At 72.5% G+C, this 19,834-nt stretch carries 17 protein-coding genes; 14 read left to right on the forward strand and 3 right to left on the reverse strand.

What is annotated here, in order from left to right; translation table 11 throughout:
• The first annotated feature begins 146 nt into the window (after positions 1-146).
• Entirely contained in the window at positions 147-1,070 is a 924-nt protein-coding gene (locus ACWD26_RS34150) for a DUF2510 domain-containing protein (protein ID WP_451275887.1), read from the forward strand.
• Between the two features lie 69 nt (positions 1,071-1,139).
• Here the strand turns inward: ACWD26_RS34150 and ACWD26_RS34155 are convergent, their stop codons facing one another.
• Entirely contained in the window at positions 1,140-2,342 is a 1,203-nt protein-coding gene (locus ACWD26_RS34155; RefSeq protein ID WP_451275889.1) for an amino acid deaminase/aldolase, read from the reverse strand.
• Positions 2,343-3,311: 969 nt separating this feature from the next.
• On the opposite strand from ACWD26_RS34155, the gene ACWD26_RS34160 reads away from it, so the two are divergent.
• Positions 3,312-4,946, forward strand: coding sequence for a hypothetical protein (locus tag ACWD26_RS34160; RefSeq protein WP_451275891.1), 1,635 nt, complete (start codon positions 3,312-3,314; stop codon positions 4,944-4,946).
• A complete protein-coding gene (mycP, locus tag ACWD26_RS34165; protein ID WP_451275893.1) occupies positions 4,943-6,220 on the forward strand; it encodes a type VII secretion-associated serine protease mycosin in 1,278 nt (425 codons plus the stop codon). The genes ACWD26_RS34160 and mycP overlap by 4 nt, the downstream gene beginning before the upstream one ends.
• Positions 6,221-6,234: 14 nt before the next feature.
• On the opposite strand, the gene ACWD26_RS34170 is transcribed toward mycP, so the two are convergent.
• Positions 6,235-7,287 (reverse strand): serine hydrolase, encoded by a 1,053-nt coding sequence (locus ACWD26_RS34170; RefSeq protein WP_451275895.1) that lies wholly within the window; start codon positions 7,285-7,287, stop codon positions 6,235-6,237.
• 149 nt (positions 7,288-7,436) lie between these two features.
• Between ACWD26_RS34170 and ACWD26_RS34175 the strand changes: the two genes are divergently transcribed.
• Positions 7,437-8,168: an SseB family protein gene (locus tag ACWD26_RS34175; RefSeq protein ID WP_451275897.1), complete on the forward strand. Its 732-nt coding sequence runs from the start codon at positions 7,437-7,439 to the stop codon at positions 8,166-8,168.
• A gap of 25 nt (positions 8,169-8,193) precedes the next feature.
• On the opposite strand, the gene ACWD26_RS34180 is transcribed toward ACWD26_RS34175, so the two are convergent.
• Positions 8,194-8,550 (reverse strand): DUF1844 domain-containing protein, encoded by a 357-nt coding sequence (locus tag ACWD26_RS34180; protein ID WP_020114430.1) that lies wholly within the window; start codon positions 8,548-8,550, stop codon positions 8,194-8,196.
• 331 nt (positions 8,551-8,881) lie between these two features.
• Here ACWD26_RS34180 and infC point away from each other — a divergent pair, with 331 nt between their 5' ends.
• From infC to ACWD26_RS34230, 10 genes are all read left to right on the forward strand, one after another.
• Complete coding sequence (infC, locus tag ACWD26_RS34185) at positions 8,882-9,604, forward strand: translation initiation factor IF-3 (RefSeq protein ID WP_451275899.1); 723 nt, start codon at positions 8,882-8,884, stop codon at positions 9,602-9,604.
• 130 nt (positions 9,605-9,734) lie between these two features.
• The gene (rpmI, locus tag ACWD26_RS34190; RefSeq protein ID WP_003977225.1) at positions 9,735-9,929 is read left to right on the forward strand and encodes a 50S ribosomal protein L35; all 195 of its coding nucleotides are present in this window, start codon (positions 9,735-9,737) and stop codon (positions 9,927-9,929) included.
• 115 nt (positions 9,930-10,044) lie between these two features.
• Positions 10,045-10,428 (forward strand): 50S ribosomal protein L20, encoded by a 384-nt coding sequence (gene rplT, locus ACWD26_RS34195; RefSeq protein WP_033531708.1) that lies wholly within the window; start codon positions 10,045-10,047, stop codon positions 10,426-10,428.
• A 277-nt stretch (positions 10,429-10,705) separates the two neighbouring features.
• Positions 10,706-11,560, forward strand: a complete 855-nt coding sequence (locus tag ACWD26_RS34200; RefSeq protein WP_451275901.1) for a TrmH family RNA methyltransferase — start codon at positions 10,706-10,708, stop codon at positions 11,558-11,560.
• 53 nt (positions 11,561-11,613) lie between these two features.
• Positions 11,614-12,750, forward strand: coding sequence for an ATP-binding protein (locus ACWD26_RS34205; RefSeq protein WP_451275903.1), 1,137 nt, complete (start codon positions 11,614-11,616; stop codon positions 12,748-12,750).
• A 128-nt stretch (positions 12,751-12,878) separates the two neighbouring features.
• The gene (gene pheS / locus ACWD26_RS34210; RefSeq protein WP_451275905.1) at positions 12,879-14,000 is read left to right on the forward strand and encodes a phenylalanine--tRNA ligase subunit alpha; all 1,122 of its coding nucleotides are present in this window, start codon (positions 12,879-12,881) and stop codon (positions 13,998-14,000) included.
• Positions 14,000-16,513 (forward strand): phenylalanine--tRNA ligase subunit beta, encoded by a 2,514-nt coding sequence (gene pheT / locus ACWD26_RS34215; RefSeq protein WP_451275907.1) that lies wholly within the window; start codon positions 14,000-14,002, stop codon positions 16,511-16,513. Before pheS ends, pheT begins: the two co-directional genes overlap by 1 nt.
• A 349-nt stretch (positions 16,514-16,862) precedes the next feature.
• Positions 16,863-17,780, forward strand: coding sequence for a PP2C family protein-serine/threonine phosphatase (locus tag ACWD26_RS34220; RefSeq protein WP_451275909.1), 918 nt, complete (start codon positions 16,863-16,865; stop codon positions 17,778-17,780).
• 64 nt (positions 17,781-17,844) lie between these two features.
• Positions 17,845-19,185, forward strand: coding sequence for a transcriptional regulator (locus ACWD26_RS34225; RefSeq protein ID WP_451275911.1), 1,341 nt, complete (start codon positions 17,845-17,847; stop codon positions 19,183-19,185).
• Between the two features lie 97 nt (positions 19,186-19,282).
• The gene (locus tag ACWD26_RS34230; RefSeq protein ID WP_451275912.1) at positions 19,283-19,828 is read left to right on the forward strand and encodes an NUDIX domain-containing protein; all 546 of its coding nucleotides are present in this window, start codon (positions 19,283-19,285) and stop codon (positions 19,826-19,828) included.
• Positions 19,829-19,834 lie beyond the last annotated feature (6 nt).

Raw genomic sequence — 19,834 nt, forward strand, 5'->3', positions numbered from 1 at the left:
CCTGGCTCGACTTCTACAACACTGGCCGCCGACACACTGCGCTCGGCGGCCAGCCACCGATCAGTCGACTGTCACCAACGTCATGACCGAGTACACATCTAGGACAACCCGAACACCCACCCGGTCGGTGTGATTAAAGTGCCGGGATGAGCAGTTCGCCGCCGCCCGGCTGGTACCGCGACCCGTCCTTCCCGCTCACCGAACGCTGGTGGGACGGGACCGCGTGGACCGATCACCGGCGCCAGCCGGAGCAGCCCGTGCCGCCGGTGCTCCAGCCCCAGCCGCCCACCGGCAAGGGCCCCGGGCGCACCAAGGTCATAGCCCTGGCCGCCGTCGGCGCCGTCCTGGTCGCCGGGGCCGTCACGGGCGGCGTCGTCGTGCTCGCCAAGGACGGCGACGGTGGGCGGGCGACGCGGACCGCCACGACGTCCCCGACCTCGGACGCGGATGGGAAGGGCAGTCCGTCGCCCACGCGGCCCGCCACCGCGTCCCCCACCGGCGACCCGACCGTCGTCCTGGACGACCTCAACGGCATCACCTTCCCGGTCATCGACGGCTGGGAGGACGGCGACGGATCCTACGAGGAGGACGCCGTCCTGGTCACGGACGGCACGTACGACTGCCCCGGCGACGGAGGCGTGTGCCGCGGCGGCACCGTCCTCTCGCGGACCGTCACGGGCAGCGAGGAGACCTCCCCGAAGATCCTCGCCGAGAACGACATCGAGGACGCGGCGAACGACGCGTACGACCGCGACGTGCTGGACCGGCAGCCGTACAACGGCATCACCGGCCACGAGGTCGTCGGCTCCGGTTCGGTCGCCGTCGCGGGCCGCGCCGGGTACTACGTGCGCTGGCGGGTGACGACCGGCGCCGGACCCGGCGGTTACGTCCAGTCCCTGGTCTTCCCCTCCAGCCGAGGCTCCGAGGCGCCGGTCCTCGTCCGCTTCGCCGTCGACGCGGGCGACGAAGGCCCGCCGCTCGGCGACATCGACAAGATCGTCAAGGGCATCCGGTCGGTGGGCGACGCCGACACCGGTGGCGGAGTGGGCAGCAGCCTCGGCCCGTCCTGAGCCCGGACCCGCTCCGGGACCACAGGAACGTACGGCCCTCGCGCCTACAGGAACGTACGGCCCTCACGTCTACAAGAACGTATGGCCCTCGCCGCGGTACGTCGGCACGGTCGCCGTCACCTCGTCGCCCTCCACCAGGTGCAGCACGTCGAACCGCTCGCACAGCTCGCCCGCCTTGGCGTGCCGGAACCACACCTTGTCGCCGAGCAGCAGATCGTCCGCGGGCGCGCCGAGCAGCGGGGTCTGCACCTCGCCGGGGCCCTCCTGCGGGTCGTACCTCAACCCCTCGGGCAGATACGGCACGGGCAGCCGGTCGCGGCCGGGCGCGCCGGAGGCCGGGTAGCCGCCGCCCAGGACGGTGACGACCCCGACACCGGGGCGCCGTACGACGGGCATGGCGAACAGCGCGGCCGGACGCCCGCTGAACGACGTGTAGTTGTCGAAGAGCCGAGGCACGTACAGGCCGGACCCGGCGCCGATCTCCGTGACCGCGTCCTCCGCCGCCGTGTGCTGCACACTGCCCGTGCCGCCGCCGTTGACGAACTCCAGGTCCGGCGCCACCCGCCGGACGGCGCGCACGACCTCGGCCCGCCGCGCGGCCAGTTCCTTCTTCGCGGTGGCCTGCATCAGCCGCACGGCACGCGAACGGAAGGGCCTCCCGGCCACCGAGTCGCCGACACCGGCGATATGCCCCTCGTACGCCATGATCCCGACCAGCTTGAACCCGGGACGCTCGGCGACGGCGCGGGCCATCTCGGCGACCTGCGCGGGGGAGTGCAGGGGGGAGCGCAGGGCTCCGACGCGCACCCGGCCGCCCAGCAGCTTCAGCGAGGTGTCCAACTCCAGGCAGACACGCACCACTTCGGTGCCGCCCCGCCGGGAGTTGTCGATCAGCTGGAGCTGGGCGGGGTCGTCGACCATGACGGTCACGGCCGCGGCGAGCTTGGGGTCGCCCGCGAGCTCGGCGAAGGCCTCGCGGTCGGCCGACGGGTAGGCGAGGAGGATGTCCTCGAACCCGGAACGGGCCAGCCACAGGGACTCGGCGAGGGTGAACGACATGATGCCCTGGAAGCCCTCACGGGCCAGGACCCTCTCCAGCAGCGCCCGGCAGCGAACGGACTTGCTCGCGACGCGGATCGGCTTGCCGCCGGCCCTGCGGTGGAGGTCGTCGGCGTTCGCGTCGAAGGCGTCGAGGTCGACGATCGCCACAGGTGCGTCGAGATGAGCTGTGGCCCGGTCGTACCGGGCCCGGTCGGCGGCGCGCGCAGTCATGAACGAAGCCTGCCAGACATGATTACCGCAGGGTAGGGGGACGTTCCGGGCTAAAGCCACGGTCCCGCGGACTGATTCCCGTACGACGGGGGCCAACCCGTAGAGTTGCGCGCACGCAGGGACGACCTCGACGGGGATGCCGATCCACTGCCACGGGTATGGCTTGCCCGTGGTGGGGCGGGCCGTCGGCGGGCGACTCCCACCGCATGCGTGACGGCCGCTCCCCACGGGCGGTCGTACGCCCGGACGACCTCCGGGCCTGCACGGGTACGAGGAAACGGGGGGTGCATGAGCACCGAAGCGCGTCGCGCCTCCATCCCCCCACGCCCACCGTCCCCACCCCGCCCGCCGATACCCCCGGGCCAGGGCCCCTCTCCCACGACACGGGACGCCATGACATCGGGCGACCCCACGCAGCCGCCGCCTGACCCCGCGCCGGATCGGTCGGCGTGGGGCGCGCCGGGCCCGCTTCCCCCGCACGGCTCCGCGTCGGCGGGCGGCACCTCGGCTGTCCCGCCGCCCCGCCCGGACCGCGCGCCGTCGCCCGGCGGGCCTACCCCCGGGCCTACCCCCGGGGAGGGGACGGCCGTCGGGGGCGGGCCGACCGTGCCACGCCCTCCACAACGACCGCCGGTGACAGGTGTGCCGGCACGCCCGAGCACTCCGCCTCGTCCGTCCACGGCGCCCTCGTCGACGCCTGGCCCGCACCGGGACGTACGACACCCGGGTCCGGCGGACGCGCCCAACACCGCGGCCGGCGGGCGGAGTTCCGGCGGCGAGGGTGAATCCCTGCCCTCCCGTCCGCACGGTTCCGGCCCGGCGGCCGGTCAGAGCGGCGTCCCCCGCGGCTCCCGACAGCCGGCCGGACAGAGCCCCGCACACGGCTCCGGTCAGACGACCGGCCGTCACCCCGCCCGTGCGGCGGGTCAGGCGGCGGAGCGGAGCGCGGCGGGTGGCTCCGGCCAGACGATGAACGGCCGCACTCCCGCCCGTGGTTCGGGACAGCCGGGCGAGCAGAGCACCGCGCGCGGCTCCGCCGCGAGCGGTGGGTCCGCGCGCCGCGCCGAGCATCCGCGCTTCTCCGACTTCCGGCGGACCGCGAGCCAGAACGGCGGCGCCGCCACCCCGCCACCCCCTGCGGCCTCCGCCCGTTTCCCGGACGCCCCGCCGGCGGCTTCGGCACGCGTCCCGGACGCCCCGCCGGCCTCCCGCCTCCCGGACGAGGCCCCGCCCCCGGCCTCGGCACGCTTCCCCGACACCCCGCCCTCCGTGCCTGCGGCCGGGCGGCGGCCGGGTACCGCACAGACCTCGGGCGCCCGGGCCGACGACGAGCCGACCCCGCCCCTCGGCGACCGGTCGTCCCGCCCTTCGGGCCGTTCCGCCGACGGCATGTCGCCTGGCTCGCCCGGCCGTTCCGCCGACGGCGTGTCACCTCGTTCCTTCGGGTCCGCCGTCGACGGCACGGCACCTCGCTCCTCGGGCCCCTCCTCCTCAGGCGACCGCTCGCACCGGCCCTCCGACTCCGCCTCCCCCCGCTCGGCCGGCCGGCCCCCGACGTCGGCGCCCCGTGACGGCGTACCGGCTCGCGGTGCCGCCGTGCCACCCCCGGCGTCGCCCCTGCGCAGGCCCCTGCCCGAAGAGGTGGGCCCGCTGTCGACCCCCCGGCCGCGGCCCCTCACGCCCGAGCGCCCCGGCGGCTGGCAGCCGCCGTCGGGTTCTTCCCGGCGGTCCGCCGAAGCGCTCGACGCCGCGATCGGCGCGTCCGTCGGACGGCCCTTCGTGACGTTCGCCGATCCGGACACCTCGCCGTGGACGCCGCCCGAGTCGTACGACGGGCGGCGCAAGCCACGGCCCTCCAAGGCCCGCGCGGCCGCCGTTGCCGCGTGCGTGGTGCTCGGCGTCGGGCTCATCGGCGGCGCGGCGGCCGGCAGTTGGCTCAGCGGGGACTCCGGGACGGACGGCACCCGCGACACCTTCGCGGCGGCCGGGGAGCTGTGGCACGGCGTACCCGTGGACCAGCTGTTCCCGCCCACCCTCCAGGGCGACGGTGCGGGCCCCGGCGGCACCGACCGCACCTGGACCCGCATCGCCGTCGCACCCGACAGCGGCTGCGCGGACGCCTTCGACCCGCTGCTGCGCAAGGCCCTCGCTCCCGTCGGCTGTCTGCGGCTGCTGCGCGCCACCTACACCGACGCGACCCGCAGCAACGTCACCACCGTCGGCCTGCTGTTCACCAAGGCAGACGCCGCCGCGATGACCACCCTCAGGACCCGCTTCACGAAGGACGGCCTCGACCGCCGTACCGATCTGATGCCCCGCCCGTACGCCGCCGAGGACACCGTCGCCGCCGGCTTCGGCGACGCCCAGCGGGCCTCCTGGACGATCTCCGTCCTCACCGACGTCCCCGTCGTCGTCTACGCCGTCTCCGGCTTCGCCGACGGCCGCACCGTCACCGAACCGCAGTCCGCCGCGGACGCCATGAAGTCCGGCGCCACCACTCCCCCCGCCCAGTCCGGCCTCGGCCACGAGGCGAAGGGCCTCGCCGACCGCATCGAACGCGGCCTGCGCAGAACCGCCGCGTCCGCCACGGAGCAGCCTTCATGAAAGCCGAGAAACCCAGGACCGGGGCGCAAGCCACGACCGCCGGCCATGCCGGGACCGCGGCCGTCGCGAAAGGCGGCCGGCGGGGCACTCGCTGCCGCCGCCCGCTGCGCCTCGGCCTCCTCAGCGTCCCCCTCGCCGCCTCCCTGGCGTTGCTGCCGTCCACCGCCGCGCATGCCGACGGCATCCGGGACCAGCAGTGGGCGTTGGGCGCGATGCGCACGCAGGAGGCGTGGCGTACGACGAAGGGGGCCGGGATCACCGTCGCGGTGCTGGACACCGGCGTCGACGACGAGCACCCGGACCTGGCGGGGAACGTCCTGCCGACGAAGGACATGGTCGGCTTCGGGGCATCGCGCGGGGACCGGTCCTGGGCCCGGCACGGCACCGCCATGGCCGGCATCATCGCCGGGCACGGCCACGGCGTGAACAACTCCGAGGGCGTCCTCGGCATCGCCCCCGAGGCGAAGATCCTCCCCGTCCGCGTCATCCTCGAGGACGGCGACTCCGCCCGCTCCAAGGCCCGCAGCACCCGCGGCAACGCCCTCGCCGAAGGCATCCGCTGGGCCGCCGACCAGGGCGTCGACGTCATCAACCTCTCCCTCGGCGACGACTCCAAGTCCGCCCACCCGGAACCCTCCGAGGACGCCGCCGTGCAGTACGCCCTGAAGAAGGGCTCGATCGTCGTCGCCTCGGCCGGCAACGGCGGCGCGAAGGGCGACCACATCTCGTACCCGGCGGCCTACCCGGGCGTGATCGCGGTGACCGCCGTCGACGAGGACGGCAACCGCGCCCCCTTCTCGACCCGCCGCTGGTACGCCACCGTCAGCGCCCCCGGCGTCGACGTCGTCATCGCCGACCCGGACCGCAAGTACTACGAGGGCTGGGGCACCAGCGCCGCCGCGGCCTTCGTCTCCGGTGCCGCCGCCCTCATCAGGGCCGCCCACCCGGGTCTGACCCCCGCCCAGGTCAAACGCCTCCTGGAGGACACCGCCAGCGACGTCCCCGTCGGCGGCCGCGACGACGCCCGGGGCTTCGGCTTCGTCGACCCGGCCGCCGCCATCGAGGCGGGCGGCAAGCTCGTGCCCGACGACCTGGAGTCGGCGTCGTACGGCCGCGAGTACTTCGGCTCCGGCCCCGACCCGGTGGTGGAGGAGGACCCGGCCTCCGGCTGGACAGCCCCGGCCGCAAGCGGCCTCGGCGCGATCCTGTTGGTCACGGCCGTGGCGATCTGGCGCGGACGGGGCCGCGGCCGACCGGACGAGTACGTCATCTGAACCCGACGGTCGCCCTACGACGCCGTGTCCGCGCTCGCCGTGACCGAGGGCTCCACCACGTCGGCGGAGCCCTCGGTGCCCCCGAACACCGCGACCGCCGCCTTCGCCGCCGCCTCGACCAGCGCAATCCCCTTCGCCTTCGTCGTGTTGCCGTGGGACACCACCGCGACCAGGTACTCCCGCCCGTCCACCGTGACCCGGCCGACGCTGTTGATGTCCCACAGCCCGGTGGCGGTACGCGGCAGCCACCCGTTCTTCAGGGCGAAACCCGATGCCGAGGAGCCCGAGGCAGCCGCCGAGACACCCCAGTCCTGGCCCTCCGCGATCCGCCCCATCAACTCCTGGACGTAGGCCCGCGAGGCCTCGCTCAGCTCGGACGAGTCGTCGTCCCCGAACACCTGCTGGAGCAGCGCGAGCTGATCGGCCGCCGTGGTCTGCGTCAGGCCCCAGTAGAGGCCGTCGCCGCCCTCGGTGTCCGTCAGCCCGAACCGCTCGTTCGCCGCGTCGAGACCCTCCGCATGCCCGATGGCCTTCCACAGAGCCGTCGCGGAGGCGTTGTCACTCTCGCGGATCATCGCGGAGGCGTACGTCCGCTCCTGCGCGGTGAGCCGCCGGTCCGCGTCCTGCGCCTGGAGCAGCAGCGCCGCCAGGATGTCCGTCTTCACGATGCTCGCGGTGTCGAACCGCGCGTCCCCGTAGCCGGCCGAGTTCCCGGACGCCATGTCCAGCACGGCCACGGACACGGCGGCCCCGTCCTCCACGGTCACGTCCGCCAGAGCCGCCGCGAGCAGCCCGTCGTGGTCCACCTCGGGCGCCGCCACAGGTTCCACGGAAGCCTCCTCAGCGACCACGTCCGCGCCCGGCGCGGTGGAAGCGGCGGCCGAGGGCGATACCGACGAATGCGCCGACGACGATACGGCGGCACTCCCGCCGTCCTGCGCCCGGGCCCTCATGTACACCGTCCCGGCGGCCGTGCCACCCACCAGGACCAGGGCGGCCAGCGCGACGTGGAAGAGCGCACGGCGCCCGGACGGCCGGGCGCGGCGACGGGCTCTGCGTGAGGACATGCGGCGATGGTTCTGTGCCGCGCTGTGCGCTGGGTTAGGCGATTGTTAGATGCTTGTCAGGGCCGGCTGAGAAAACCGTGAGTGATATGACCATCACGTTTCCGGCCCGGCAAAGGCCCAGGAGACTTCCCCCGATAGGGTCGACGACCGTGGCGAACAAGAACATTCCCGACCCCGGCTTCTCCGACGACGACGGCTCCGCCGACCCCCGGCTGAGCGCCGCGCTCGCCGCCTGGGCCGAGGACCGGACCGCCGTGGGCCCCGTCCTCGAAGCACTCAGGGGCGCCCGGCTGCTCGTCCCCGTCGTGGCCGTCCTCGGCGAGGTCGAGGTGGACGAGAACGGGCTGCGCCGCGAGAAGACCAGCGACATGGCCGTCCCCACCCTCAAGGCCGGTGGCCGCACCGCCCTGCCGGCCTTCACCTCCACCGACTCACTCGCCCGCTGGGACCCCGCCGCCCGCCCCGTCGCCGTACCCCTGCACCAGGCCCTGCAGGCCGCCGCGCACGAGAAGGCCGACACGATCGTCCTCGACCTCGCCGGTCCCGTCCCCTACGAGCTGACCGGCCGCGCCCTGCTCGCGCTCGCCGAGGGGCGCGCCACCACCGACCCGCTCGCCGACCCCGCCGTCGTCGACGCCGTACGCTCCGCCGTCGCCGCCGAGCCGGCCGTGCTCCGCGCCCATCTCGGCCCCGGCCAGGCCGACGGCACCCTCGCCCTCGTCCTCGACCCGGCCGCCGTGCCGGCCGAGGCCGCGCAGTCGGTCGCCACCCGCCTCGCCGCCGACGAGACACTGAGGGCCCGCCTGGTACGCGGCCTCGACCTGGCACTGCTGCCGGCCGGGGCGACGCCACCGGGCGAGCCCTTGTACGTACGCCGATGAAAGCGGGATCCGCGGAGTCGGCGGCCTAGCCGTAGACCGGGCCCGTGTACTTCTCGCCCGGGCCCTGGCCCGGCTCGTCGGGGACGACCGACGCCTCGCGGAACGCCAGCTGCAGCGACTTCAGACCGTCGCGCAGCGGCGCCGCGTGGAAGGAGCTGATCTCGGTCGCGGACGCGTCCAGCAGACCGGCGAGGGCGGTGACCAGCTTGCGGGCCTCGTCCAGGTCCTTGTACTTGTCGCCCTCCTCGGTCAGACCGAGCTTCACCGCGGCGGCGCTCATCAGGTTGACGGCGACCGTCACGATCACCTCGACCGCGGGGACCTCGGCGATGTCACGGGTCATCGAGTCGAAGTCGGGGTTCTCAGGAGGGGTCTCACTCATGCCCCACACGATAGGCCCCGGCGCGAACGCCCCGACCTGCGGGAGCCCGCACGCCCCGATTGGCACCCCAGGTTTGAACCCGCTATGGTTAGGTCTACGACCGGCTGGACACCTGTGTGCCCGGCCCGCAAGTGGAGGCTCCGAACTCCCACCTGACCGTCCCCCGGGATGGCAGGTCATCCGGTCAGACGGCCCCCACCGTTCCGTACGGACGGTGGAGTCGTCCGATATTGCGCCCCGCGGCACACCCGCGGCGGTGCTCCGGCAGTACATGGAGCCCCGCCTGTGTCCCGTCCGGGGCATTTTTCATGGCTCCCGATGGTTGGTCCTGATGTCAACCAGACATAACGCGGCGGTCCGCCAGACCGTCGTGTGGTGCTACCGAGGAGGATCCATCAGCGCCGAGCCCCGCATCAACGACCGGATTCGCGTTCCCGAGGTGCGACTTGTCGGTCCCAGCGGCGAGCAGGTCGGGATTGTTCCGCTTGCCAAGGCCCTGGAGCTTGCGCAGGAGTACGACCTCGACCTGGTCGAGGTGGCCGCGAACGCACGTCCGCCGGTCTGCAAGCTCATGGACTACGGGAAGTTCAAGTACGAGTCGGCCATGAAGGCCCGTGAGGCGCGCAAGAACCAGGCGCACACGGTCATCAAGGAGATGAAGCTCCGGCCGAAGATCGACCCGCACGACTATGACACCAAGAAGGGTCACGTCGTCCGGTTCCTCAAGCAGGGCGACAAGGTCAAGATCACGATCATGTTCCGTGGTCGCGAGCAGTCCCGGCCCGAGCTGGGCTACCGACTGCTGCAGCGTCTCGCGGAGGACGTCCAGGAGCTCGGGTTCGTCGAGTCGAACCCGAAGCAGGACGGCCGAAACATGATCATGGTTCTCGGTCCGCACAAGAAGAAGACCGAGGCGATGGCCGAGGCCCGTCAGGCGCAGGAAGCCCGGAAGGCGGAAGCGAAGGCCAACCCCGGCAAGTCGCAGAACGCCGCCGACGCCGACGCCGACCACGTCGACGCCGAGGCGCCGGCCGGGGAGCCTGCCGAGGCGTAAGTCCCCGGACGCGAGTCCGGGGGAAGCCCTGGACGCGAGTCCTGGGTGTCAACCGATAGAAATGACGTTCCGTCGTGCCCGGTTTCGCGACCGGGCACCGGAGCGCCACTGACGAGGAGAGAACGGCGCTATGCCGAAGAACAAGTCGCACAGCGGTGCCAGCAAGCGCTTCAAGATCACCGGCTCCGGCAAGGTGCTCCGTGAGCGCGCCGGCAAGCGCCACCTGCTCGAGCACAAGTCGTCCCGCGTGACGCGTCGCCTCACCGGCAACGCCGAGATGGCCCCGGGCGACGCCGCGAAGATCAAGAAGCTTCTCGGCAAGTGACGCGACGGCGCCTGATCATTCGTTGATCTCCTCGCGCGCCGTACGTCTGGACCGGGACCCAATCGATTTCGGGCCGTGTGGCGACAACCACGGCCCCGCTACAAGGAGTTAAAAAGTGGCACGCGTCAAGCGGGCAGTCAACGCCCACAAGAAGCGCCGGGCGATCCTCGAGCAGGCCTCCGGCTACCGCGGTCAGCGTTCGCGCCTGTACCGCAAGGCCAAGGAGCAGGTCACCCACTCGCTGGTCTACAACTACAACGACCGCAAGAAGCGCAAGGGTGACTTCCGTCAGCTGTGGATCCAGCGCATCAACGCCGCTGCCCGCGCCAACGGCATCACGTACAACCGCTTCATCCAGGGTCTGAAGGCCGCGAACATCGAGGTCGACCGCAAGATCCTCGCCGAGCTGGCCGTCAACGACGCCACCGCGTTCGCCGCGCTGGTCGAGGTCGCCCAGAAGGCGCTGCCGGCGGACGTCAACGCGCCGAAGGCTGCGTGACGCTCGCGCTGGCCTGAGCCGTGTGATGTGACCCGGGTCCGCAGGTGTACGCCGCCTGCGGGGCCGGGTTTTTTTGGGTGCGTTGTCGGGTGCGGGTGTGTGGGGGACTGGTCGCGCAGTTCCCCGCGCCCCTGAAAAAGCAGGGGCTGCGACCCGTGCTTTTTCCGCCCGAAAGGGCCGTAGGCCCTTAAGGGCCGCGGGGAACTGCGCGAGAAGCCCCACCCACCCGCACTCGCCTACGCACCGAACCCCCGAGCTCTCCGATCAAAGGTGACCCATGCCCACCCCTGAGTTGATCTCCCCCCGCTCCGCCCGCGTCTCCGCGGCCCGGCGGCTGGGGAAGCGGAACTTCCGGGGGAAGGACCGCCTCTTCCTGGCGGAGGGGCCGCAGGCCGTGCGGGAGGCGGCCGGGCATCAGGTGGACGGCACACCCACCCTCGTCGAACTGTTCGCCACGGTCGACGCCGCGGAGCGGTACGCCGACATCGTGGGAGAGGCCCGCGCCGCAGGAGCACGCGTGCACCTCGCCGACGAGACCGTCATCGCCGACATCTCCACGACCGTCACCCCGCAGGGACTCGTCGGGATCTGCCGGTTCCTGGACACCCCGTTCGAGGCGATCCTCGCCGCGCGGCCCAGGCTCGTCGCCGTCCTCGCCCACGTCCGCGATCCCGGCAACGCTGGCACCGTGCTGCGGTGCGCCGACGCCGCCGGCGCCGAGGCCGTCGTACTCACCGACGCGTCTGTGGACCTCTACAACCCCAAGGCCGTGCGTGCCTCGGTCGGGTCGCTGTTCCATCTGCCGGTGGCCGTCGGGGTGCCCGTCGAGGAGGCCGTCGCGGGGCTCAAGGGCACCGGCGTACGCGTCCTCGCCGCCGACGGGGCGGGGGCGGACGACCTCGACGCCGAGCTGGACAAGGGGACGATGGGCGGGCCCACGGCCTGGGTGTTCGGGAACGAGGCGTGGGGGCTGCCCGAGGAGACGCGAGGGCTGGCCGACGCCGTGGTCCGGGTGCCCATCCACGGAAAGGCGGAAAGCCTGAACCTGGCGACCGCCGCCGCCGTATGTCTCTACGCGTCCGCCCGTGCACAGCGCGCCTTCGGAGGGTGCCGCACCGTCACTCCCAGCTAGTAGGGTGACGGGCTCGGGGGCCCACTGCACAACGCGAGAGGTGGGGTACGGGGATGAGGGTCGGCACGAGCAGCGCAGTGGGGGCACGGGACGTGCGTGCCACACCCGCGGCCCGGCACGGTGATCTCGCCGAGCTCGGCATCGACCCCGACGACCTCCCCGACGGACTGGTCGTGGCCGACGAGAACGGCCGCGTGGTCTGCTTCAACGCCGCAGCCGCCCGGATCACCGCCACCCCCGCCGCCGAGGCCCTCGGCCGCCCCCTCGAATGGGCCCTGCCATTAGAAGACCTGGAAGGCCGCCGCTGGTGGCAGCTGACCGACCCGTACGGGGGGCTCGCCATCCGGGTCGGACAGCCCGAGCGGAACCTGCTCCTGCCCGGAGCACGCGAGATCCTCGTGTCGGCGCGCTACATCCGTACGGAGCCCACGGGGCCCGTCCGCCGCGTCGTCGTCTCGCTCCGGGACACCGAGGCCCGGCGCCGCACCGAGCGCAGCCACGCCGAACTGATCGCCACGGTCGCCCATGAACTGCGCTCGCCGCTGACCTCGGTCAAGGGGTTCACCGCGACACTGCTGGCCAAGTGGGAGCGGTTCACGGACGACCAGAAGAAGCTGATGCTGGAAACCGTGGACGCCGACGCCAACCGCGTCACCCGGCTCATCGCCGAACTGCTGGACATCTCACGGATCGACTCCGGGCGGCTCGAAGTGCGACGCCAGCCCGTCGACATAGGCGCGGCCGTCGGACGGCACATCCAGGCGTACGTCGCCGCGGGACAGCCCGCCGACCGGTTCCTGCTGCGGATCGAGCAGCCGCTGCCCGACCTGTGGGCCGACCCGGACAAGATCGACCAGGTGCTGAGCAACCTGCTGGAAAATGCGGTGCGGCACGGCGAGGGAACCGTCACGATTGACGTCACGCCCACGGCGTCCCCCCGGGAAGGGGAGGACACCGGTACGTCGGTCACGGTGAGCGACGAGGGCAGTGGCATCCCGGAGGAGTCCATGAACCGCGTCTTCACCCGCTTCTGGCGGGGCAGCAAGCGCGGCGGCACCGGCCTCGGGCTGTACATCGTCAAGGGCATCGTCGAAGCCCACGGCGGCACCATCACGGTCGGACGCGCCCCCGGCGGCGGCGCCGAGTTCCGATTTACGTTGCCCGTGGCGGCGCCGGCGTATCTGGCCTGAGCACCACGGGCGCGTTCGTACAACCTCCACCCCGTTAGACTCGGCCTTTGGCACCTTTGTGTCCTGCATACGGCTCTGAGCGCCGGTCACGGGGACCTTCAGCCAGCCAATCGGAAGCACGGGAAGAGATGTCGGCACCGAATAAGTCGTACGACCCTGTAGAGGTCGAGGCCTTGAAACCGGAAGAGATCGAGCGCATGCGGGACGAGGCGCTCGCCGCCTTCGCCGCCGCGGACTCCCTCGACGCGCTCCAGGAGGCCAAGGTCGCCCACACCGGGGGCACCTCCCCGCTGGCCCTCGCCAACCGCGAGATCGGCGCCCTGCCCCCGCACGCCAAGGCCGCCGCCGGCAAGCTCGTCGGCCAGGCCCGGGGCGCGGTGAACAAGGGCCTCGCCGCCCGCCAGAGCGAACTGGAGGCCGAGCGCGACGCCCGGGTGCTGGTCGAGGAGGCCGTGGACGTCACGCTGCCCTACGACCGCGTACCCGCCGGCGCCCGCCACCCGCTCACCACCCTGTCCGAGCGCATCGAGGACATCTTCGTGGCCATGGGCTACGAGGTCGCCGAGGGCCCGCAGGTCGAGGCCGAGTGGTTCAACTTCGACGCCCTCAACATCGGCCCGGACCACCCGGCCCGGGGCGAGGCCGACACCTTCTTCGTACAGGGCCCCGAGGGCGGCATCGAGTCCGGCGTCGTGCTGCGCACCCACACCTCGCCCGTGCAGATCCGCTCCCTGCTCGACCGTGAGCTGCCGGTGTACGTGATCTGCCCCGGTGTCGTGTACCGCACCGACGAGCTGGACGCCACACACACCCCGGTCTTCCGCCAGGTCGAGCTGCTGGCCGTCGACGAGGGCCTCACCATGGCCGACCTCAAGGGGACCATGGACCACATGGTCCAGGCGCTGTTCGGCGAGGGCGTGAAGACCCGGCTGCGGCCGAACTTCTTCCCGTTCACCGAGCCGTCCGCCGAGATGGACATGGTCTGCTACGTCTGCCGGGGCGAGTCCGTCGGCAACCCCGACCGCCCCTGCCGCACCTGCTCCAGCGAGGGCTGGATCGAGCTCGGCGGCTGCGGCATGGTCAACCCCAAGGTCCTCACCGCCTGCGGTGTCGACCCCGAGAAGTACAGCGGATTCGCCTTCGGGTTCGGCATCGAGCGGATGCTGATGTTCCGCCACAACGTCGAAGACATGCGAGACATGGTCGAGGGTGACGTCCGGTTCACCCGGCCGTTCGGGATGGAGATCTGATGCGGGTCCCGCTTTCTTGGCTGCGGGAGTACGTCGACCTGCCGGCCACCGAGACCGGCCGTGACGTCCAGGCCAAGCTCATTTCGGCCGGCCTGGAGGTCGAGACGGTCGAGCAGCTCGGCGACGGCCTCAAGGGCCCCCTCGTCGTCGGCCAGGTGCTGACCATCGAGGAGCTGACGGAGTTCAAGAAGCCGATCCGCTTCTGCACCGTCGACGTCGGCACCGCCAACGGCACGGGCGAGCCCCAGGAGATCGTCTGCGGCGCCCGTAACTTCGCGGTCGGCGACAAGGTCGTGGTCGTCCTCCCCGGCGCCGAACTGCCCGGCGGCTTCGCCATCTCCGCCCGCAAGACGTACGGCAAGACCTCCCACGGCATGATCTGCTCCAGCGACGAGCTGGGCATGGGCGACGACGGCACCAAGGGCATCATCGTGCTGCCGCCGGAGACCGAGGTCGGCAAGGACGCGATCGAGCTGCTCGAACTGGTCGACGAGGTCCTCGACATCGCCGTCACCGCCAACCGCGGCGACTGCCTGTCGATCCGCGGCGTCGCCCGCGAGACCGCCATCGCCTACGGCCTGCCGCTGCGCGACCCCGCCCTCCTCGACGTGCCCGGCCCGAACGCCTTCGGCCACCCCGTCCAGGTCTCGGACCCCCTCGGCTGCGACCGCTTCACCGCCCGCACCGTCACCGGGCTCGACCCCGAGGCGCGCTCCCCGATCTGGCTCAAGCGCCGGCTGCAGAAGGTCGGCATGCGCCCGATCTCGCTCGCCGTCGACATCACCAACTACGTGATGATGGAGCTGGGCCAGCCGCTGCACGCCTACGACCGTTCCCTCGTCCAGGGCACCATCGGCGTACGCCGGGCCGAGGAGGGCGAGAAGATCGTCACCCTCGACGGCACCACGCGCACCCTGCACGCCGAGGACCTGGTGATCACCGACGAGCGCGGCCCCATCGGCCTCGCCGGTGTCATGGGCGGCGCCAACACCGAGATCGCCGATCACGACGATGTGGAGAACGCCTCCGTCGACGTCGTCATCGAGGCGGCCCACTTCGACCAGGTCGCCATCGCGCGCACGGCCCGCCGGCACAAGCTGTCGTCGGAGGCGTCCCGTCGCTTCGAGCGCGGCGTCGACCCGATGGCCGCGGCGGCCGCCGCCCAGCGCACCGTCGACCTGCTCGTGCTCCTCGCGGGCGGCACCGCCGACGCGGGCGTCACCGAGGTGACCACCCCGTCGGCGCCGCACACCATCACCATGTCGGCGAACCACCCGGACAGGGTCGCGGGCGTCGTGTACGGCCGCGAGATCGTCGTACGCCGCCTCCAGGAGGTGGGCTGCGACGTCTACGGCCAGGACGAGCTGCTCGTCACCGTGCCGTCCTGGCGGCCCGACCTCACCGAGGTCAACGACCTCGCCGAAGAGGTCATCCGTCTGGAGGGCTACGAGAACCTGCCCTCCACGCTTCCCAAGCCCCCCTCGGGCCGCGGCCTCACCCACCGGCAGCGGCTGCACCGCCGGGTCGGGCGGGTGCTGGCCGGCGCCGGATACGTCGAGGCGCCCAACTACCCGTTCATCGGCGAGCAGGTCTTCGACCAGCTCGGCCTGGACGCCGGCGACCCGGCCCGCCGCGTCGTCAGGCTCACCAACCCGCTGAACGACGAGGAGCCCGCGCTCCGCACGTCGCTGCTGCCGGGCCTGCTGGGCGCGCTGCGGCGCAACGACGGCCGTGGCTCGCACGACCTGGCCCTGTTCGAGACCGGCCTGGTCTTCCTCCCGCGCGAGGAGCAGCGCGTCGCCGTCGCGCTGCCGGTCGACCGCCGGCCCACCGACGAGGAGATCGCGACGCTGAACGCCGCGCTGCCCGAGCAGCCGCGCCACGTCGCCGTCGTCCTCGCCGGGGCTCGCGAGCAGGCCGGCTGGTGGGGCAAGGGCCGCCCGGCCGACTGGGCCGACTCCGTCGAGGCGGGGCGCGCGGTCGCACGCGAGGCCGGGGCCGAACTGGTCGTCCGCAAGGGGCAGTACGGGCCGTGGCACCCGGGCCGGTGCGCCGAGTTCGTGGTCGTCGACGGCGACACCGAGCGGGTCGTCGGGCACGCCGGTGAGCTGCACCCGCGGGTGCTCAAGGCGCTGGGCCTGCCGGCCCGTACCGCCGCCATGGAGATCGACCTGGACGCGCTGGAGCGGGTGGGGGACAGCACCCCGCTGGCGCCGAGCATCTCCTCGTTCCCCGTCGCCACGCAGGATGTCGCGCTCGTGGTCGACACGTTCGTGCCGCATGCCGAGGTGGAGGCGGCGCTGCGTGAGGGCGCGGGTGAACTGCTGGAGGGGATCCGGCTGTTCGACGTGTACGAGAACGCGGAGCAGCTGGGTGACGGGCGGAAGTCCTTGGCCTACGCGCTGCGGTTCCGGGCGGCGGATCGGACGCTGACCGTGGATGAGGCTTCGGCGGCTCGGGACGCGGCGGTCGCCCTCGCGGGCGAGCGTGTGGGGGCCGTGCTTCGTAGTTAGGGCGCCCAAGGGGCGGGGAGCTGCGGGTTTTCGGCGGCTGCGGGGTGTCCGTGGCTGGTCGCGCGGCTCCCCGCGCCCCTTGTGGGGGCGAGTCCCCGCACCCCCGTCAGGCCCCCTGGCAGTCACCTCACTCGTTCGGGTGGCATTCTCGGGCGATCTCCCCGATCTGGGCATGCGGTCGACAGAATCGGACCGGCCTCTCGGGGCCGTACGCGCTGTCCGGGCCTGATGGGGGGCCAACGGCATGATTCGAATCAGGGCTGGGCTTCGTCGTCGGACATGGTCCCGGGGGCGCAGATTCTCCGACCGGCGGTCCGTCCGTCTCGGTGCCCGCATTGCCGGCGGTGCCGTGTTCCTCGCGGCCGGCACCGGGCTGATGCTGCACGTCAGGAAGGTGATGCTGCGGGAAGTGCGGCAGGCGCGCGAGGTCGCCGGCGCCGCGCGGAGCGTGCTGCTGCGGCCGCTGCCCGCACGGATCGACGGGCTGGCCACCGCCGCCGCGCAGCTCTCCGCCGACCGGGGCGCGAGCGTCGGCGGCGACCTGTACGAGGTGATCGCCACCGAGCACGGCGTACGGGTGGTCATGGGCGACGTACGCGGCCACGGCCTCGCCGCCGTCGGCACCGTCGCCGCCGTCCTCGGCAGCTTCCGCGAGGCCGTCCACGACGAGGCCGAGCTCGCCGGAGTCCTCGCCCGCCTCGACCGGGCCCTGGCCCGCCACCTCCGCGACCGCGACCGCGCCCTCGCCGAGGACACCGAGGACTTCGTCACCGTCCTCCTCCTGGAGATCGCCCCCGACGGCGCACTCCACGCCCTGAACTGTGGCCATCCCTGGCCCTACCTGCTCAGCGTCGGCCGGGCGTCACCGGTCAGCATCGCCGACCCGCTGCCCCCGCTCGGGCTCTTCCCGCTGCCCGCCGAGCTCCCGGTCACCGCCTGTGGCCAACTCCTCCCGGGCGAGGCCCTGTTCCTGCACACGGACGGGGTGGAGGACGCGAGGGACGGGCAGGGGCGCTTCTTCCCGCTGGCGGGCGCGCTGGCGGAAGCCGTGAACGGCCGCCCGATCTCCCCGCAGTCCGTCCTGCGAGCGGTGTTCACCCAGCTCATCCGCCACGCGGGAGGACGGCCCAAGGACGACATCGCGATACTGATACTGCGCAACGACCGGTTGATCAGCCGGGGCCGTGTCCTCGAGGGCGCGGGGAACCGCGTGACAAGCCACAACGCACCCGCAGCCGACAATCCGCCTGTCGCTCCCACGCCGTAGTCGCCCCCGTCCCCCCGGCAGGGTACGCTGCGATTCGCCGGCACCGAGCCACCGGAGGGCCTCCATGCAGCCCAACACCCTGCTCGACGCGATCCTCGACGAGGCCGGAATCTCCCACGCCGGTCTCGCCGCGCACGTCAACCAGGCGGGGCGGGCCCGGGGCCTGGCGCTGCGGTACGAACACACCGCCGTGGCACGGTGGTTGAAGGGGCAGCGACCGCGCGGCCAGGTGCCCGACCTGATATGCGAGGTGCTCGCCGGACGGCTGCACCGCACGGTCACCCTCGACGACATCGGGCTCGGTGTCCCCGGTGAGCCGACCTCCCAGCACGGTGCCGGACTCTCCGGTTTCGTGGAGCGCGCCACCGCCCTGTGGCGCTCCGACGAACAGCAGCGCCCGCATGTCCTCGGTGCCCCCGCCGTCACCGGGACGCCCGCCGTGATGCCCGTGTGGGAGTGGGAGAACCCGCCGGAGGACGTCGACGTCTCGCGCGGTGGCCGGCATCGCGTCAGCATGGCCGACATCGACATGCTGCGTGCGGCCCGCACCCACTACGAGCAGATGTACCGGAAGGCCGGGGGAGTCGCCACACGGACCCGGGTCGTCGGGTTCCTCAACGCCGAGGCCGCGCCCCTGCTGCGCGGCAGCTACACCGACGCCACCGGCCGCCAACTGCACCGCGCCACCGGGGGGTTGGTGGCGATCGCCGGGATCTGCGCGTACGACTCAGACGCCCATGGACTGGCACAACGGTACTTCCACCAGGCGCTGCGGCTGGCGAAGGCCAGCGGGGACCGGGGGCTGGGCGCGTATGTGATCGCGTTGCTGGTCAACCAGTCGCTGTTCATGAAGGAGTACCGGTCGGCCGTCGCCTTCGCCGAGGCGGCGCTGCGCACCGCCGGCAAGCACATCACCCCGGCGCTCGCCTCCGACCTGTACGCGATGCAGGCCAAGGCGTACGCGCACCTGGGCGACGGCACCAGCGCGCTGTCCTGCATCCGGCGGGCCGAGCAGGCCGCCGAGCGTATCCGTCGCGGTCACGAACCCGATGAGACCGGCTATGTCCAACCCGGCCTGGTCAACGTACAGGTGGCGGAGGCGTTGCTCAGCCTCGGCGACCTGACGGCCGCGGCGGAGCACGCGACGGCCGCCGTCGACACCCCGGCGCACGACCGGGGACGGGTGCACCGGCTCGCGATGCTCAGCCAGATCGAGCTGCGGCAGGGCAACGCGGACAAGGCGGTGGCCACCGCCGTGGAAATGACCGAGCGGGCGCGCGGGATGGAGTCCATGCGCCTGCGTGACAGACTGCGGGCGGTACGCGAACACCTCGTGCGCAACGGCTGCGCGGGCACCGCCGAAGCCGCCGAACTCATCGACGGAGCACTGCGCGTACCGCTCTGAGGCCGTCCACGGGCGCGGCCGTGCCCCCGCTGTGCGCCTGCTGTCACCAAGCTCCTGCTGCGATATTGCCACTTACTCGGCGGAAGGTGGCAGAACCATGCAGTGGACGAAACAGAGCGAACAAATTGTGTATGCGAACCGCTGGTTCAGCGTCAATCTCGCAGATGTCGCTTTGCCGGACGGGCAGCACCTCGATCACTTCCTGATACGGCTGCGGCCTGTCGCCGTGGCCACCGTGGTCAACGAGGCGAACGAGGTGCTGCTGCTGTGGCGGCACCGCTTCATCACCGACAGCTGGGGGTGGGAGCTCGCGGCGGGCGTCGTCGAGGACGGCGAAGGCATCGCCGCGGCGGCCGCCCGTGAACTGGAGGAGGAGACCGGATGGCGGCCGGGACCCCTGCGCCACCTGATGAGCGTCGAGCCCTCCAACGGGCTCACCGACGCCCGGCACCACATCTACTGGGCCGACGAGGGCGCGTATGTCGGTCACCCCGTGGACGACTTCGAGTCGGACCGCAGAGAATGGGTTCCCCTCAAGCTCGTTCCCGACATGGTCGCCCGCGGCGAGGTCCCGGCCGCCAACATGGCGGCCGCACTGCTCCTGCTGCACCACTTGCGGCTCGGGCAGGACGCCAAGGGCTGAACCCCC

Source organism: Streptomyces sp. NPDC002787 (assembly GCF_053592095.1).